A 14,501-nucleotide genomic window follows, 5' to 3' on the forward strand; every position below is an offset into this window, starting at 1 on the left:
GCCGGGCGTGGGGTCGCCGGTTTGGGCGCGGCTGACGGGCTTGCGCCCGTGACGCCACGCTTCGTTTTGCGTCCTGTCTTGACCACGCCGGGTGCTACCTACGAACCGTCGCCCCCCGGGCGCCCTCAGGCTGTTTCGGCGGCATGCGCGGGCGTGGCGCAGCCCGAGCCCGGCACCTCCATCTCCAGCGTCGAATGTGTGATGCCGAAGCGGTCAGCCAGGCGCGACTTGATCGCGCGTGACAGCTGCGGGAACTGCGCCTGGGTTTCGGGCGCCACGACGACATGCGCCTCGACCGAGGCGCGCGCCTCGTCGATCTGCCACAGGTGGACGTGGTGCACGCCGAGGACGCCGGGAACCTGCGCCATCTCGTCGCGCACCGTCTCGCGGTCGATGTCGGGCGGCGCGCCCAGCATCAGCAGGCGGATCACCGGCCCCACCTCGGCGCCCGCGTGCCACAGGATGTAACCGGCGATCCCCAGCGTCACCAGCGGATCGACCAGCCGCCAGTCGTAGAGCAGGATCAGGCTGCCCGCGACGATCACCGCGACCGAGCTTGCCGCGTCGGCGAGGTTGTGCAGAAAGGCCGCACGGATGTTCATGCTGGTTTTCGCCATGCGAAGGGTCAGCAGCACCGTGACGAGGTCGATCACCAGCGCGACCGCGGCCAGGGCCACCACGGTCCAGCCCTGCACCTCGGGCGGGTCGACCAGCCGCATCGCCGCCTCGTAGATCAGGTACAGCCCGATCACGATCAGCGTGGTGTAGTTGACCAGCGCGGCCACGACCTCGGCCCGCGCATAGCCGAAGGTCATGCCCCCGTCGGCGGGGCGCCGCGCGATCCTGCGCGCGGCAAAGGCGATGACCAGCGATATCGCGTCGGACAGGTTGTGGATCGCGTCGGCGATCAGCGCGACCGAGCCCGAGAGGACGCCGCCGACGATCTGCGCCACCGTCAGAAGCAGGTTCACCCCCACCGCGGCCGCAACCCGGCGATCCCCCGCCCCCGGGTCGATCCCGTGGTGATGATGATGCCCGTGGTGATGGCCGTGGGAATGGCCGTGCGGGTGGGAATGATCATGCGGCATGCGGTGCGTCTCCGGTTCGGCGGGCCCGGACCCCGGGCCTTTCTCATCGCTTGGCGGCAATGTAGGATCTCCAGCGACTAGAGGTTCAAGGGGAAATATCGCCATGCTGTCGATCGGAGATCTGTCCCGCCGCACGGGCGTGAAGGTGCCGACGATCCGCTACTACGAGCAGATCGGCCTGATCGAGGCGCAGGGCCGGACGTCCGGCAACCAGCGCCGGTTCGGCCTAGCCGGGCTGGAGCGGCTGGAGTTCATTCGCCATGCGCGCGACCTGGGCCTGCCGCTCGACGCGATCCGCACGCTTCTGTCGCTGAACGAAACCGGGGCGCAATGCGACGCGACCCACGCCATCGCCAGCACGCACCTGGCCGATGTCCGGTCGCGGATCAGCCGGCTGCAAAGGCTCGAAGCCGAGCTTTCGCGCATCACGCGGGCCTGCGACCCGGACGGCACCGGCCCCTGCGGCATTCTCGAAGCCCTGGGCGACCACGGGCGCTGCCACGGCACACACTGAGCGCCGCAGCCACGGGGCGGCGGGCATAGTCGCACCTGAGCTCCGGCCCCCCGGCGTCGAGGTCGGACTGGAGAGACCGGCGTGGCGCGGGTGCCCTGCGCCATCGCCTTGGGGGTCGCCTTTAGCTGATTGCACGACCCACCCGGCCGCCGCGCTTGTCGTCGACGAAGACCATGGCCGCCCCGCCGGACAGGCTGCGCGGGTGCGATGGTGCGGGGCGGGTCGGACAGGCATGCGGGGCATAGCTGTCGTCCTGCCGCACCACCGCGATGCCGTTGACGAAGACGTCCGGCGACGCGCCGGTCGCCGGCGTGGGCGGGAAATGGCATTCATGGCCGGAGCCGATGTCGCCGAGCTGCGTCGCCTTGGCCATCAGCCCCCGCCCCCCACGATCAGCAGGATATCGTGATCTTTGGTGAAGTCGATCCGGTGCCCGCGCAGCCAGAGTTCGGCGGCAGGCCGGTCGTCGAGCTCGTAAGGAACGATCGGTGCCAGGAGAAACCGCGTGACCTCGGGTATCGTCGTCATCGCGAGGGTCGCTTCGTAGAGGCCGCGGGACCATCTCGGCAAGGCCAGCAACGGCGCGACGAAATCCCCGTCGATGTCCCAGGTGACGTTCGAAAGACCCAGCTCTTTCTGTTTCCTGCGTCTTCGATATTCGTCATGCGCTATTTCCTTGACTTCGCCCCTGCCGTTCGCAGCTGCCTCAGGGTCGCCTTTGCCGCGCAGGTAATCCGCGACATGATCGCGATAGGCCCGCGCGAGGCGGTAGTCCTCGTCGGCAATCTCCTTGGTCTGCGGCAGCAGGTAGGTGCCGTTGAAATCGGCCGATGCGCGCAACTCCGCCACGCGATCGGCAAAACGGGGTCCTCCCGGCAACCGATCGAAAGCGTTGTGAAGAGCGTCCGGCGTTTCGAGTTCAAGCATCAGACCCTCGAAATGAAATTTATCGAACAGCGTTGGGTCTTCGACGTAGGCTATCCAGTCTTCGAGCAATGTCATTCATCCACCTAGTGCGCGGCGGCCCAGTTCTGGCCCGCCCCGGCCTCGACCACCAGCGGGACGGAGAGGTCGACGGCGGGCAGCGACGCGGCTTCCATCACCTCTTTCGCGGCGGCGGTCAGCGCGTCGACCGATCCCTCCTCGACCTCGAAGAGCAGTTCGTCGTGCACCTGCAGCAGCATCTTCGCAGGCAGCCCTTCGATGGCGTCGGGCATCCGGATCATCGCCCGGCGGATCACATCGGCCGCGGTGCCCTGGATCGGGGCGTTGATCGCGGCACGCTTGGCAAATCCCGCCTGCGGCCCCTTGGCGCCGATCTCGGGCGTGTTGATCCGGCGGCCGAACAACGTCTGGACGTAGCCGTGTTCCTTGGCGAAACCGGTGGTGTCGTCCATGTAGTCCTTGATGCCGGGGAACCGCTCGAAATACCGGGTGATGAAGCCCTGCGCCTCGTCCCGCGGGATACGCAGGTTGCGCGCCAGGCCGAAGCCCGAGATGCCGTAGATCACCCCGAAGTTGATCGCCTTGGCCTGCCGCCGCACCATCGGGTCCATGCCCTCAAGCGGAACGCCGAACATTTCGGACGCCGTCATCGCGTGGATGTCCTGGCCCTCGCGGAACGCCTGCTTCAACGCCTCGATCCCCGCCACGTGGGCCAGGATGCGCAGCTCGATCTGGCTGTAGTCGAGCGACACCAGCACGTGCCCCGGCTCGGCCACGAAGGCCTCGCGGATGCGGCGCCCCTCTTCCGACCGCACGGGGATGTTCTGCAGGTTCGGGTCGGTCGAGGCGAGCCGCCCGGTGTTGGCGCCCGCGATGGAATAGCTTGTGTGCACCCGGCCCGTGTCGGAGTGGATGTGTTCCTGCAGCGCGTCCGTGTAGGTCGATTTCAGCTTCGACAGCTGGCGCCAGTCCAGAACCCGCGCGGGCAGGTCGTGCGTCGTCGCCAGATCCTCGAGCACGTCGGCAGGCGTCGACCATGCCCCCGCCTTGCCCTTCTTGCCGCCGGGCAGGCCCATGCGGTCGAACAGGATCTCACCCAGCTGCTTGGGACTGCCCACGTTGAAGGGCTCGCCCGCCAGCGCGTGGATATCGGCCTCGAGCGCGGCCATCTTCTGCGCAAAGGCCGAGGACATGCGCGACAGCGTGTTGCGGTCCACCTTCACGCCGCGCCGCTCCATCGCCGCCAGAACCGGCACCAGCGGGCGTTCCAGCGTTTCGTAGACCGTCGTCGTCCGCGCGGTGTGCAACTGCGGGCGCAGCGTCCGCCACAGCCGCATCGTCACGTCCGCATCCTCGGCCGCGTAGCGCACCGCCTTGTCGATGGGCGCGCGGTCGAAAGTGATCTGGCTTTTGCCGGTCCCCAGGATCTCCTTGATCGGGATGCAGGTGTGCCCGAGGTAGCGGTCGGCCAGCGTGTCCATCCCGTGCGTATGCAGACCCGCATGCATCGCGTAGGAGATCAGCATCGTGTCGTCGAAGGGCGCCAGCACGATCCCCTCGGCGGCGAGGATCTTGAGGTCGTACTTCATGTTCTGACCGATCTTCAGGACCGCCGGATCCTCGAGCACGGGTTTCAGAAGTTCCAGGGCGCGCGCCATGGGCATCTGCCCCTCGGCCAGCGCATCCGAGCCGAACAGGTCCCCGTCCTGCCCCTCGGAGCGGTGGGTCAGCGGGATGTAGCAGGCTTGTCCCGGCTCGACGCAGAGCGAGATGCCGACCAGCTTGGCCCGCATCTCGTTCAGCGAGGTCGTCTCGGTGTCGATCGCGACCGCGCCCTTCGCCCGGATCGCACCGATCCAGCGTTGCAGGGCCTCTTCGTCTTTCACCCACTCATAGGCGTCGGGGTCGATCTCGGGCATCTCGGGGGCCGGCGTGGCCTCGGCCTTGGGCTCGGGCATCGCGGGCGGTTCGGCGCCCAGGTGCTCGGCCAGCCGCTTGGTGATGCTGCGGAACTCCATCCGGTTGAGGAAGTCCAGCACCACCTCGGCCTCGGGCTCCTTCACCTCGAGGCTATCGAGGTCATAGTCCAGGTCCATGTTGCAATCGAGGCTGACGAGCTGGCGCGACAGGCGGATCTGCTCGGCATGCTCGATCAGGGTCTGCCGGCGCTTGGGCTGCTTGATCTCCTCGGCGCGTTCCAGCAGCTCGTCGAGCGATCCGTATTCGTTGATCAACAGCGCCGCGGTCTTGATGCCGATGCCCGGCGCGCCCGGCACGTTGTCGACCGAATCGCCCGCAAGCGCCTGCACGTCGACCACGCGGTCGGGGCCGACACCGAACTTCTCGCGCACGCCCTCGGCATCGATGCGGCGGTTCTTCATCGCGTCGAACATCTCGACCCCGTCGCCCACCAGCTGCATCAGATCCTTGTCCGAGCTGATGATCGTCACCCGACCGCCCGCGTCGCGCGCCTTGCATGACAGGCTGGCGATGATGTCGTCGGCCTCGAACCCTTCCTGTTCCAGACAGGCGATGTTGAAGGCCTTCGTCGCCTCGCGCGTCAGCGGGATCTGCGGGCGCAGATCCTCGGGCATCTCGTCGCGATTGGCCTTGTAGAGATCGTAGAGGTCGTTGCGGAAGGTATGGCTGCCCTTGTCGAAGACCACCGCGGCGTGGGTGGGGGCGTCGGGGCCACGATTATCCTCGATCATCTTCCAGATCATGTTGACGAAGCCCGACACGGCGCCCACCGGCAGCCCGTCGGATTTCCGCGTCAGCGGTGGCAGCGCGTGGTAGGCGCGGAAGATGAAGGCCGACCCGTCGACCAGATGCAGATGATGGCCCTTGCCGAACGTCATGGAGGTTCCTCGCCGCGTGCCGGGATAAGTGGGAATGCGCCCCGTCTCTACACAATGCCACAGCCGATGACGAGGCCGCTTCAACCGGCCCGCGGCGGCACCCGGGCCGCGCGCCCGCGCCCTGCCCTGGCGCCTTCAGCAATAGCGGTCGTAGATCTCCAGCTCGTAGGACGGATAGCGCTCGGTCAGCGGCGCATCCTTCCGCTGCGGGCGTATCCCCTCGCGCGGGATCAGCAGCGCGCCCTGGCAGATGCTTTGCGCGGTGACCCGCGCCTCGCCTCTCTCGGTCAGGTCGACGATGTGGCCGGTCTTGCGCCCTCCGGGCGAGATCTCGAAGCTCAGCCGCCGCTCCAGCACGAAGCTGTCGGACGGCCCTTCCGCTCCGAATCCGTCCGAGTCGAAGCTCTGCCCCGCTTCGAACAGCAGATCATAGCGGCCGGGCGGCACCAGAACACGGAAGAACGCGCCGCCATCGAAGGCCGCGGCCAAGCCCGCGCGCCCCGTCTCCGCGTCCAGCAGGGTGACGCGCCAGGCCGCGCCCGGCGGCGTCTTGACCTGCAGCGGAAAGACCGCGGGCAGGCCGGTGCGGTTCCAGAGCAACCCGCGCTCGGCCGCGCCCGCGGGGGCGGCCAGGGCCAGCATCAGCAGAACCGCCAGCGCCCGGATCATCCCGCGTCCGTCAGCCCCAGCTCGCGCGCCACCGGGTGGCCTTTCAGCACGTAACGCTTGTCGCAGTAGCCGCATTCGACCCAGCCGCGATCCTCGGGGATCTGCAGCCAGACACGGGGGTGCCCCAGCCCGGTCGAGCCTCCGTCGCAGGCGATCCGGATCGCGGTCACGACCTCGGTCTCGGGCGCGGCGGTTGCGCGGGCGGGGCGTTCGGGGGAAATATCGGTCGGCTTTTCGGACATCGCGGGCTCCCTTCAGGTTGTCGCCAGAGGCCTAAGGCCCTAAGTCGCGCGGCATGATAGCGATCATGGTATCGCGGACAAGGCCCGGCACCGATGCCGCCGCGGCGAAAAGGAAAGAGCAAGCGTGACCGGTAACGCGATCGAGATCGAGGGCCTGCGCAAGACCTACGCGGGCGAACGCGGCGAAGCCCCGAAGGAGGCCCTGAAAGGCATCGACCTGACGATTCCCCAAGGCTCGATCTTCGGGCTCCTGGGGCCGAACGGCGCGGGCAAGTCGACGCTCATCAACATCCTCGCGGGGCTCGTGCTCAAGACCTCGGGGAAGGTCAAGATCTGGGGCTTCGACCAGGACGTGAACCCGCGCCAGTCGCGCGCCTCGATCGGGGTGATGCCGCAAGAGCTGAACATGGACCCCTTCTTTACCCCGCGCGCCGCGCTCGAGGTGCAGGCGGGTCTCTACGGCGTGCCGAAAGGGCAGCGCACCACCGACGAGGTGTTGCGGATGATCGGGCTCGAGGACAAGGCCGGCGCCTATGCGCGGTCGCTCTCGGGCGGCATGCGCCGGCGGCTGCTTCTGGGCAAGGCGCTGGTGCACAACCCGCATGTCCTGGTGCTCGACGAACCCACCGCGGGTGTCGACATCGAACTGCGCCAGATGCTGTGGCAGAACGTGCGCCGGCTGAACCGGGAACGCGGGATGACGATCATCCTGACCACGCACTACCTGCAGGAGGCAGAGGAGATGTGCGACGAGATCGCCATCATCAACCACGGCGAGGTCGTGGTGCGCGACGAGACCCGCAACCTGCTGTCCCGCCTCGACCGCAAGACGCTGGTGATCCAGCCCGAGGGCCCCGCGCCCGAAACCCTGCCCCTGCCTGCGGGGGTCGAACTCGACCGCCGCGCCGGTGGCGCCTTGGCGTTTGCCTACAGCCCCTCGGCGACGGCCCCGGGCGAGATCCTAGAAGCGGTGCGCGAGGCGGGCATCCGCATCCGCGACGTGGGCACCGAAGAGCCGCACCTCGAAGAGGTCTTCCTCGACCTCACCCGCAGCCGCCCCGCCGCCTGACGACGCCCGGGGCCACGCCCCCCGCGGGGACCACACAGCGGATTCCGCCCCCCCGGGGCCGCACGCGCAATGATCCGCATCGACGCGGATCCCTGCCATTTCTTCTCTTGAGAAATACTCCCGCCGGAGGCACGGGGAAGGCCCCGCCTTCCCCGCCACGGGCCCCGCCGGGGGCGCAAGACCCCGGTGGGGAGGGCAGGCGTGGCGTCGCAAGACGCCGCCTTTCGGCTCAGGGTTGTTCCAGCATCGGCCCCAGCGGGCGGCCGGCGAAGATGTGCAGGTGGTAGTGCGGAACCTCCTGATGGCCGTGCTCCCCGGCATTGGCCATCACCCGGTAGCCCGGCCCCTCCGCACCCGGTGTCACGCCCAGGTCGGCGCAGATCTGGCCCGAGACCCGGACGAAATCCACGATCTCATCGGCCGTCGCCTCCATCGCGAAGTGATCGTGGCAGACATAGGCGCCCTTGGGGATCACCAGGATGTGCTGCGGCGCCTGCGGGTTGATGTCGCGAAACGCCAGACTGTGCTCGGTCTCGAGCACCGTGTCGTTCGGGATCTCGCCGCGCAGGATCTTGGCAAAGATGTTCTGGTCGTCGTAGTCGTAGGCCATCGGCCCCTCCCCTTCAAAACTCCTGTCGCGCCCCTTGTCTCAATCCGCAAAGAGATAGTCGAGGGCCGCGAGCTGCGCCGCCTCGTCCTGCGGGATCGACAGGAACCCAGCCAGCGCAGCGGCATTCGCCTCGGGCGGCGCCGCCTCGCGCATCAGGTAGAGGTGGTCGAACCCCGCATCGTGCAACGCGTCGCTCTCGTTCACGACATCGCGCCGGATCGTCGGCAGCAGCGCCTCCATCGCCTCGGGCGGGGTGCTGTCCCCGGCCAGGCCCACGCGGCGGGCATGACCGGCGAGATAGGCATCGGGCATCTCGCAGTCGATCTCCAGGATCCGGCTCACCGACCGGTCCGAGGTGAAGTCGCGCATCAGGTCGAGATGCCCGGGATCGAGACAGATCACCAGCCGGTCGCTGTCGAAATGGTCGAACAAGAGCCGCAACAGCGCCCGCCTGTGCCGGCCCCGCTTGGCCATCGTCGTCTCGATCCCGCCGAGGTCGGGAAGCGCCGCGTGCTCTTCGTCGAAGACGTAGTCCAGCGCGGGCAGACCGGTCCGGTCGCGGATCGCCTCGGTCAGACGCTTGGCCACGTGCCACTTCTTGCAGGCCACGATCATCAGCTCGCGCTCGCGCCCGAGGGTCGATTCCGTCTCCCAGAACCGCGGCGCGTAGCGGCGCCCTTTGCGGCCCCGGTCGACGAGGAACGAGAACAGCCGCCGCCCTTCGTTCGAGATCGTGAACCTCGTCCCGGTCGAGGCATAGAGATCGCCCAGACGCTGCTTCAGTTCGGTCGCCTCGGGGCTGATCTTTCGCGCGAACAGGAAATCCTGCGCCAGCAGCAGGTCGTAGTGATCGTTGTAGAAGCTCGTGGGCATCCCGTAGTCGGAAAAGATCAGAAAGGTCAGCGTGCGCGACCGGATCTCCCGCCCCGGCACCAGGTGCCGCACGAGGGTCTGAAAGAACGTCTCGTCCGGGATCCACGTGCTGGCGAAGAACCGCATCACGTCGCGCCGGGCCCGGGTGAAATCCAGCACCCACTCCACGGTGCGACGACGCAGGCACCACCACTGGCTGCCGATCATCATCTGCAGGTCGCCCGGAATCTCGCGCCGCAGCCCCAGCCGCCGCTGCCAGTCAAGCGCAGCGTAGAACAGCCGTTTCTGCGTGCGCTCGTTGAAGTAGTGGCGGTAGATCAGCCGCTCTTCCTTGATCCCGGTCTTGATCCAGTCGCTGTCGAAGAAATCGAAGCTCTCGATGTAATCCACGTCCTCGGCATCGAGGAAGGCATGCGCGTATTCCGCCGACTTGATCGCCATGCAGTCGCCCGACAGCATGTAGAAATGCGTGGCCCGCGGAAAGGCCGTGACCGCGGCCTCGACCGCCTGAAGCGTCGCGTCGACCAGGCTCCACCCGCCCCAGCCGCACCTGATCCTGCGGCGGGCAAAGGTGACGCTGGGATTGTCGGCCAGCGCGGCGCGGATGCGCGCATAGTCCGCCCTCCGGGCCCGCGCGTCGAAGTGGATCGCGATGCAGTCGCCCGCGGCCGTCAGCCGCCGCGCCTGCAGGATGATCGCCTCGGGGTCCTTGTGGCACAGAAGGATAAAGGCAATTTTCGCCATGGGCCCTTTTGCAATAGTCTCGATCTGTCTTCAGCCGATCCCCTCCCTTAGCGCGAAGACCCATTGTGTTGACAGTCCTTGTTTGGTCTTTTCATCACACCGGCAATCGCACGGGCGCCACACCCCGGCACGAGGAGGAGACAGGCAGGACCATGGGCTTTCCCGGCACCTGGATGACCGAAAGTGAAAGCATGGTGTATCGGGTCGTCCCGAAATGCGCCTGCTCGACCATCGGCCAGATCATGTATTACTCTGACCACGGCGCATTCTTCGACGGCGACATCCACGATGCGACCTCGGGCCTGCACAAGTGGGGGATCGACAGCAGCCAGGCCGCGATCACCGCCAATGTCGCGGCACATCGCTCCTACGCCTTCACCTGCGTGCGCAATCCCTACACCCGGGTGCTGTCGTCGTTCTTCGACAAGATCTGCGGCATCCAGCGCAACGGGCGGCGCTACCGCGGCAACCTCGTCCCGCTCTTGATCCAGAAATACGGGATCGAGGTCGGCGGCGAGGACGGCAAGCAGGAATTCGACCAGATCACCTCGTTCCGCCGGTTCCTGCTGTTCGTGCGGGACACCATCCGGTTCCGCAAGCCGATGGACCCCGATATCCATTGGTCGGCGATGTCGGGCCATGTCTCGACCTTCATCGTCAACGGCGGGCACTACGACCGGATCATCTGGACCGAGGATTTCAACGCCGGGATGCAATCCGTGCTGGACGCCGTCGAGACGCCGCACCGCGTCGACCTCGACGCGATCCCGCGGTTCAACGAAAGCGAGGGCCACGGGCCGAAGCGCGCGCACCCGGTCGAGGACTATTTCGACGACCTGTCGATGCACCTGATGTACGAGGTCTTCAAGAAGGACTTTCGCCTGTTCCGCTACGACTTCGAAAACCCGGGCAACAAGATGCCAAAGGGCGAAATCGACCTGGACGAGGTGCACGCGAAGCTGGGCGACTGACCGCGCGTCGACACCGGCCACCCGGGCCAGTGCGTCATGACCCCACGCGCCATCGGCAGGTGCCATGAAAAAGGGGGCCGCGGCCCCCTTTCCTGACGTCAGTGCCCCGGCGTGCGGGTCAGATCAGGCCCAGCTCGCGGAACACCGCCGCCATGTCGCGTTCGGGGCGCGGGCCGATATGGCCGATGACCTCGGCCGCTGCCGCCACGCCCATACGCCCGCAGGTGTCGAGCGGCAGGTCGCGCGCGTAGCCGAAAAGAAACCCGGCCGCGAACTGGTCGCCCGCGCCGGTGGCATCGACGGGCACCACCGTCTCGACCGGGATCTCGGCCCTCTCGTCCCCGCGGCGCAGCCACACCGGATCGCCCGAGCGGGTGCAGACCACGGTGCCGCAGACCTGGGCCGCGCGGTCGACCGCCTCGTTCAGATCTTCGGTCTCGTAAAGCGTCTTCCACTCGGCGGCATTGCCGATGACGAAATCCATCTCGTCGGCGATGAGGCGCTGGAAATCGGCGCGGTGCCGGTCGGCGCAGAACGGATCGCTGAGCGTGATGCCAGCCAGCCCGCCCGCGGCGCGCATGGCGCGCGCGGCCTCGGCAAAGGCGGTCTTTCCGTCATCCTTGTCGAACAGGTATCCTTCCAGGAAAAGGATCCCGCCACCGGCAAAGATCGCGTCGGGCACGTCGCCGCTGTTCAGGTCCGCGCCCGCGCCCAGGTAGGTATTCATCGACCGCTCGCCGTCGGGCGACACGAAGATCATGCAGCGCGAGGTCGGTGCCTGCGCATCCGCGACCGGCGGGTTCGGAAAGGCCGTACCCGCCTGCTCCATGTCCGTGGCATAGGACCGGCCCAGCGCATCGTCGCGCACCTTGCCGATAAAGGCCGTGGACAGGCCCAGGCGCCCCAGCCCCGCCATGGTGTTGGCGACCGACCCGCCCGCGGTCTGGGTGCGCACATCCATCGCGGCATAGAGCATCTCGGCCCGCTCGCGTTCGACGAGCTGCATGATCCCCTTCTCGATCCCCATGTGATCGAGGAAATTGTCGTCGGCGGGGGCAATCACGTCGACGATGGCGTTGCCGATGCCGATGACGTCATAGCTCATGTGGTCTTGTCCTCGTATGCGCAGAGGTCTGATATGAGACAGGCCTTGCATTTCGGTTTACGCGCCACGCAGATGTATCGCCCGTGCAGGATCAGCCAGTGATGGGCGTGGCGCTGGAATTCGGCCGGCACGTGATCCTCGATCGCGCGCTCGACGGCGACGGGGTCCTTGCCCGGCGCGATGCCGGTGCGGTTGCCGACCCGAAGGATATGCGTGTCAACGGCCTGTGCCGGGTGCCCCCACCACATGTTAAGCACGACATTCGCCGTCTTGCGCCCCACCCCGGGCAGCGCCTCGAGGGCAGCGCGCGACGACGGCACCTCGCCGCCATGTTCCTCGACCAGGATGCGCGACATGCGGATCACGTTCCTGGCCTTGTTGCGGTAAAGCCCGATCGACTTGATATACCCGGTCAGACCCTCTTCGCCGAGGTCGAGCATCTTCTGCGGCGTGTCGGCCACGGGAAACAGCGGCCCGGTGGCCTTGTTCACGCCCGCGTCGGTCGCCTGCGCCGACAGCGCGACGGCGACCAGAAGGGTGAAGGCATTGAGGTGATGCAGCTCGCCCTTGGGTTCGGGCTCGGACGCCTCGAACCGGGTGAAGATCTCCTTGACCGTCTGATAGGGAAGCTGTCGCGCCATGGCCGCGAGGTATGACGCCTTCGCGCGGCGCGGGCAAGCCATCGGCGCCCCGCCCGCGGGCGGGGCCGCGCCCCATTCGCGCAAGATCCGGGTCGCGCGGGGCGGTGCGGACCGCTAGCCTGAAACGACACCGCCACCGGAGCCCAGCGATGACCGACGCCCTGCCATCCCCGCGGACACGGCCCGACACCGGGGCCGAGCCCCTGCCCGAGCGCCAGCAGGTCCCGCCTGCCCGTGATGAGGCCCCCGCCTCTGCCCCGGAACCGGAGATACCGGCCCCAGCCACCTCTGCCGCGCAGGAGGCGGGCTATCACTGGCAGCTGATGCGGCGCGCCATAGACCGGCTGGACGCGGCCGACGGCGGGCGCCTGTCGCTCGATCAGATCGCGGCCGAGATGCACCTGTCGCCCGCGCATTTCCAGCGGGTCTTCACCCGCTTCGCCGGCGTCTCGCCCAAGCGCTACCAGCAGTATCTGGCACTGGGGCACGCGCGGCGCCTGCTGACCGACCGGTTCACCACGCTCGACACCGCGGCGGCGGTGGGGCTGTCGGGATCGTCGCGTCTGCACGACCTTTTCGTCACGTGGGAGGCGATGAGCCCCGGCGACTATGCCCGCCGCGGCACCGGCCGCACGATCCACTGGGGCCGCTTCGACAGCCCCTTCGGCGGCATGCTGGTGATGACGACCGAGCGTGGCATCTGCGGGTTGGCCTTCACCGACGAAACGGGGGAGGAGGCCGCCTTTGCCGACCTCGCCGCCCGCTGGCCCGGCGCGACTTTCATAGCCGACCCCGGCGCCGTGGCCCCCGTGGCCGCGCGCGTTCTGGGGCCGCGCGGCACGGCGTTTCGGCAACCGGATGGCGAGGAGGCATCGGACGCCGGTACGGGTACCCAACGGCAGGACGCGCCGCTGCGGCTGCATGTCGCCGGTGCGCCGTTCCAGATCAAGGTGTGGGAGGCGCTGATGCGGATCCCCTCGGGGCGGGTGACGACCTACGGCGAAATCGCCCGCGCCATCGGCAGCCCGCGCGCGGTGCGCGCCGTGGGCACGGCGGTGGGCCGTAACCCGGTCAGCTGGCTGATCCCCTGCCACCGCGCGCTGCGCAAGTCCGGGGGCTTGGGTGGCTATCACTGGGGTCTGCCAGTCAAGCGGGTGCTGCTGGCGCAGGAGTCCGCCGAAACCGGGCTATGACGCTCCGGTTTCGCGAATGTGATGGCGCGTTTTCGCCGATCCCGCGTTTCCCTTCGCACCTGACCGCAAGATCGCTTAATAACCGCGGCGGAGATGTGCGACAGTTATGGAAGACGAGGACACAATGATCGCATCTAAAGGGACACTTATCCTGGCACTGGCCGGCGGCCTGACTCTGGCCGGTTGCGATACGTCGCAATACACCGTGGGCGGCGAGCGCGAGCGCACGGCGCAGGGCGCCCTTGGTGGCGCCGTCGTCGGCGGCATCCTGGGCGCGGCGACGGATGGCGGCAGCTCGAAGCGCAAGAACGCGGCGATCGGCGCCGCTCTGGGCGCGGCCGCCGGTGCCGCCATCGGCAACCAGCTGGACCAGCAGGCCAAGGAACTGCGCGGCGGCTTCTCGAACGGGGCCATCGACGTCGTCAACACCGGCTCGCAGCTGATCGTGCGCATGCCGCAGGACATCCTGTTCGCCACCGACAGCGCCGCTGTCGCGGGCGGTCTGCAATCCGACCTGCGGGTTCTCGCCTCGAACCTCAACCGCTACCCGAATTCGACGGTTCAGGTCGTGGGCCACACCGACAACACCGGTTCGGCCGCCTATAACCAGGACCTGTCGGAGCGCCGCGCGCAATCCGTCGCCTCGATCCTGCGGGCGAACGGCGTGTCGTCCTACCGGGTCAGCGCAATCGGCCGTGGCGAGGATGCGCCCATCGCGTCGAACCTGACGCCCGATGGCCGCGCGCAAAACCGCCGCGTCGACATCGTGATCCAGCCCACCACCAACTGATCCTTTCCGATCAGGTGAGCCGGGGTCACCCGGGCGACACGAGGACAAGGCCGGGCACAGCGCCCGGCCTTTTTCGTTCCGCCGGCTGGACCGAGGCGCGCCGCTTGCAGGCCGCCGCTGCCATGCCAAGGCCGCGGGTGACCCGTTGCCCGCCGCGGTTCTCTTGCAAAAGCCCGTCCGCACCGGTCC

Annotated in this window: 15 protein-coding genes; 5 read left to right on the forward strand and 10 right to left on the reverse strand. The window is 67.8% G+C overall.

The window, feature by feature from the left end; translation table 11 throughout:
• Positions 1-125: 125 nt before the first annotated feature.
• Complete coding sequence (locus EKE94_RS15295) at positions 126-1,088, reverse strand: cation diffusion facilitator family transporter (protein WP_127907503.1); 963 nt, start codon at positions 1,086-1,088, stop codon at positions 126-128.
• A gap of 103 nt (positions 1,089-1,191) precedes the next feature.
• Between EKE94_RS15295 and EKE94_RS15300 the strand changes: the two genes are divergently transcribed.
• The gene (locus EKE94_RS15300; RefSeq protein WP_127907504.1) at positions 1,192-1,602 is read left to right on the forward strand and encodes a MerR family transcriptional regulator; all 411 of its coding nucleotides are present in this window, start codon (positions 1,192-1,194) and stop codon (positions 1,600-1,602) included.
• A gap of 121 nt (positions 1,603-1,723) precedes the next feature.
• Here the strand turns inward: EKE94_RS15300 and EKE94_RS15305 are convergent, their stop codons facing one another.
• The 5 genes from EKE94_RS15305 to EKE94_RS15325 form a co-directional block, all read right to left on the reverse strand.
• Complete coding sequence (locus EKE94_RS15305) at positions 1,724-1,975, reverse strand: hypothetical protein (RefSeq protein WP_127907505.1); 252 nt, start codon at positions 1,973-1,975, stop codon at positions 1,724-1,726.
• Positions 1,975-2,604, reverse strand: coding sequence for a hypothetical protein (locus EKE94_RS15310; protein WP_127907506.1), 630 nt, complete (start codon positions 2,602-2,604; stop codon positions 1,975-1,977). The genes EKE94_RS15305 and EKE94_RS15310 overlap by 1 nt, the downstream gene beginning before the upstream one ends.
• Positions 2,605-2,612: 8 nt before the next feature.
• Positions 2,613-5,405 (reverse strand): DNA polymerase I, encoded by a 2,793-nt coding sequence (polA, locus tag EKE94_RS15315; protein WP_127907507.1) that lies wholly within the window; start codon positions 5,403-5,405, stop codon positions 2,613-2,615.
• A gap of 135 nt (positions 5,406-5,540) precedes the next feature.
• The gene (locus EKE94_RS15320) at positions 5,541-6,074 is read right to left on the reverse strand and encodes a hypothetical protein (protein ID WP_127907508.1); all 534 of its coding nucleotides are present in this window, start codon (positions 6,072-6,074) and stop codon (positions 5,541-5,543) included.
• Positions 6,071-6,316 carry a zinc-finger domain-containing protein gene (locus EKE94_RS15325; RefSeq protein ID WP_127907509.1) on the reverse strand — a complete coding sequence of 82 codons (246 nt, stop codon included), beginning with the start codon at positions 6,314-6,316 and terminating at the stop codon, positions 6,071-6,073. Before EKE94_RS15325 ends, EKE94_RS15320 begins: the two co-directional genes overlap by 4 nt.
• A gap of 124 nt (positions 6,317-6,440) precedes the next feature.
• Here EKE94_RS15325 and EKE94_RS15330 point away from each other — a divergent pair, with 124 nt between their 5' ends.
• Positions 6,441-7,385: an ABC transporter ATP-binding protein gene (locus tag EKE94_RS15330; RefSeq protein WP_127907510.1), complete on the forward strand. Its 945-nt coding sequence runs from the start codon at positions 6,441-6,443 to the stop codon at positions 7,383-7,385.
• Between the two features lie 229 nt (positions 7,386-7,614).
• Here the strand turns inward: EKE94_RS15330 and EKE94_RS15335 are convergent, their stop codons facing one another.
• Both EKE94_RS15335 and EKE94_RS15340 read right to left on the reverse strand, forming a co-directional pair.
• The gene (locus tag EKE94_RS15335; RefSeq protein ID WP_127907511.1) at positions 7,615-7,995 is read right to left on the reverse strand and encodes an HIT domain-containing protein; all 381 of its coding nucleotides are present in this window, start codon (positions 7,993-7,995) and stop codon (positions 7,615-7,617) included.
• A 39-nt stretch (positions 7,996-8,034) separates the two neighbouring features.
• Positions 8,035-9,612: a DUF5928 domain-containing protein gene (locus EKE94_RS15340; protein WP_127907512.1), complete on the reverse strand. Its 1,578-nt coding sequence runs from the start codon at positions 9,610-9,612 to the stop codon at positions 8,035-8,037.
• Between the two features lie 152 nt (positions 9,613-9,764).
• On the opposite strand from EKE94_RS15340, the gene EKE94_RS15345 reads away from it, so the two are divergent.
• Positions 9,765-10,583 carry a sulfotransferase family protein gene (locus tag EKE94_RS15345; RefSeq protein ID WP_127907513.1) on the forward strand — a complete coding sequence of 273 codons (819 nt, stop codon included), beginning with the start codon at positions 9,765-9,767 and terminating at the stop codon, positions 10,581-10,583.
• 118 nt (positions 10,584-10,701) lie between these two features.
• On the opposite strand, the gene EKE94_RS15350 is transcribed toward EKE94_RS15345, so the two are convergent.
• Both EKE94_RS15350 and nth read right to left on the reverse strand, forming a co-directional pair.
• Positions 10,702-11,688 (reverse strand): adenosine kinase, encoded by a 987-nt coding sequence (locus EKE94_RS15350; RefSeq protein WP_127907514.1) that lies wholly within the window; start codon positions 11,686-11,688, stop codon positions 10,702-10,704.
• A complete protein-coding gene (gene nth / locus EKE94_RS15355) occupies positions 11,685-12,329 on the reverse strand; it encodes an endonuclease III (RefSeq protein ID WP_127907515.1) in 645 nt (214 codons plus the stop codon). The genes EKE94_RS15350 and nth overlap by 4 nt, the downstream gene beginning before the upstream one ends.
• Before the next feature lie 323 nt (positions 12,330-12,652).
• Here nth and EKE94_RS15360 point away from each other — a divergent pair, with 323 nt between their 5' ends.
• Together EKE94_RS15360 and EKE94_RS15365 are read left to right on the forward strand one after the other, a co-directional pair.
• Complete coding sequence (locus tag EKE94_RS15360) at positions 12,653-13,522, forward strand: methylated-DNA--[protein]-cysteine S-methyltransferase (protein WP_127907621.1); 870 nt, start codon at positions 12,653-12,655, stop codon at positions 13,520-13,522.
• Between the two features lie 124 nt (positions 13,523-13,646).
• Positions 13,647-14,312 (forward strand): OmpA family protein, encoded by a 666-nt coding sequence (locus EKE94_RS15365; RefSeq protein ID WP_127907516.1) that lies wholly within the window; start codon positions 13,647-13,649, stop codon positions 14,310-14,312.
• Positions 14,313-14,501 lie beyond the last annotated feature (189 nt).

Source organism: Mesobaculum littorinae (assembly GCF_004011175.1).
GTDB classification, from domain to species: domain Bacteria; phylum Pseudomonadota; class Alphaproteobacteria; order Rhodobacterales; family Rhodobacteraceae; genus Tranquillimonas; species Tranquillimonas littorinae.

Bases quoted from the DNA above. Each gene is read 5' to 3' on its own strand.
- EKE94_RS15340 (WP_127907512.1), bottom strand. From the start codon at position 9,612: ATGGCGAAAATTGCCTTTATCCTTCTGTGCCACAAGGACCCCGAGGCG.
- EKE94_RS15345 (WP_127907513.1), top strand. From the start codon at position 9,765: ATGGGCTTTCCCGGCACCTGGATGACCGAAAGTGAAAGCATGGTGTAT.
- EKE94_RS15305 (WP_127907505.1), bottom strand. From the start codon at position 1,975: ATGGCCAAGGCGACGCAGCTCGGCGACATCGGCTCCGGCCATGAATGC.
- EKE94_RS15300 (WP_127907504.1), top strand. From the start codon at position 1,192: ATGCTGTCGATCGGAGATCTGTCCCGCCGCACGGGCGTGAAGGTGCCG.
- polA (WP_127907507.1), bottom strand. From the start codon at position 5,405: ATGACGTTCGGCAAGGGCCATCATCTGCATCTGGTCGACGGGTCGGCC.
- nth (WP_127907515.1), bottom strand. From the start codon at position 12,329: ATGGCGCGACAGCTTCCCTATCAGACGGTCAAGGAGATCTTCACCCGG.
- EKE94_RS15365 (WP_127907516.1), top strand. From the start codon at position 13,647: ATGATCGCATCTAAAGGGACACTTATCCTGGCACTGGCCGGCGGCCTG.
- EKE94_RS15310 (WP_127907506.1), bottom strand. From the start codon at position 2,604: ATGACATTGCTCGAAGACTGGATAGCCTACGTCGAAGACCCAACGCTG.
- EKE94_RS15360 (WP_127907621.1), top strand. From the start codon at position 12,653: ATGCGGCGCGCCATAGACCGGCTGGACGCGGCCGACGGCGGGCGCCTG.
- EKE94_RS15325 (WP_127907509.1), bottom strand. From the start codon at position 6,316: ATGTCCGAAAAGCCGACCGATATTTCCCCCGAACGCCCCGCCCGCGCA.
- EKE94_RS15335 (WP_127907511.1), bottom strand. From the start codon at position 7,995: ATGGCCTACGACTACGACGACCAGAACATCTTTGCCAAGATCCTGCGC.
- EKE94_RS15295 (WP_127907503.1), bottom strand. From the start codon at position 1,088: ATGCCGCATGATCATTCCCACCCGCACGGCCATTCCCACGGCCATCAC.
- EKE94_RS15350 (WP_127907514.1), bottom strand. From the start codon at position 11,688: ATGAGCTATGACGTCATCGGCATCGGCAACGCCATCGTCGACGTGATT.
- EKE94_RS15320 (WP_127907508.1), bottom strand. From the start codon at position 6,074: ATGATCCGGGCGCTGGCGGTTCTGCTGATGCTGGCCCTGGCCGCCCCC.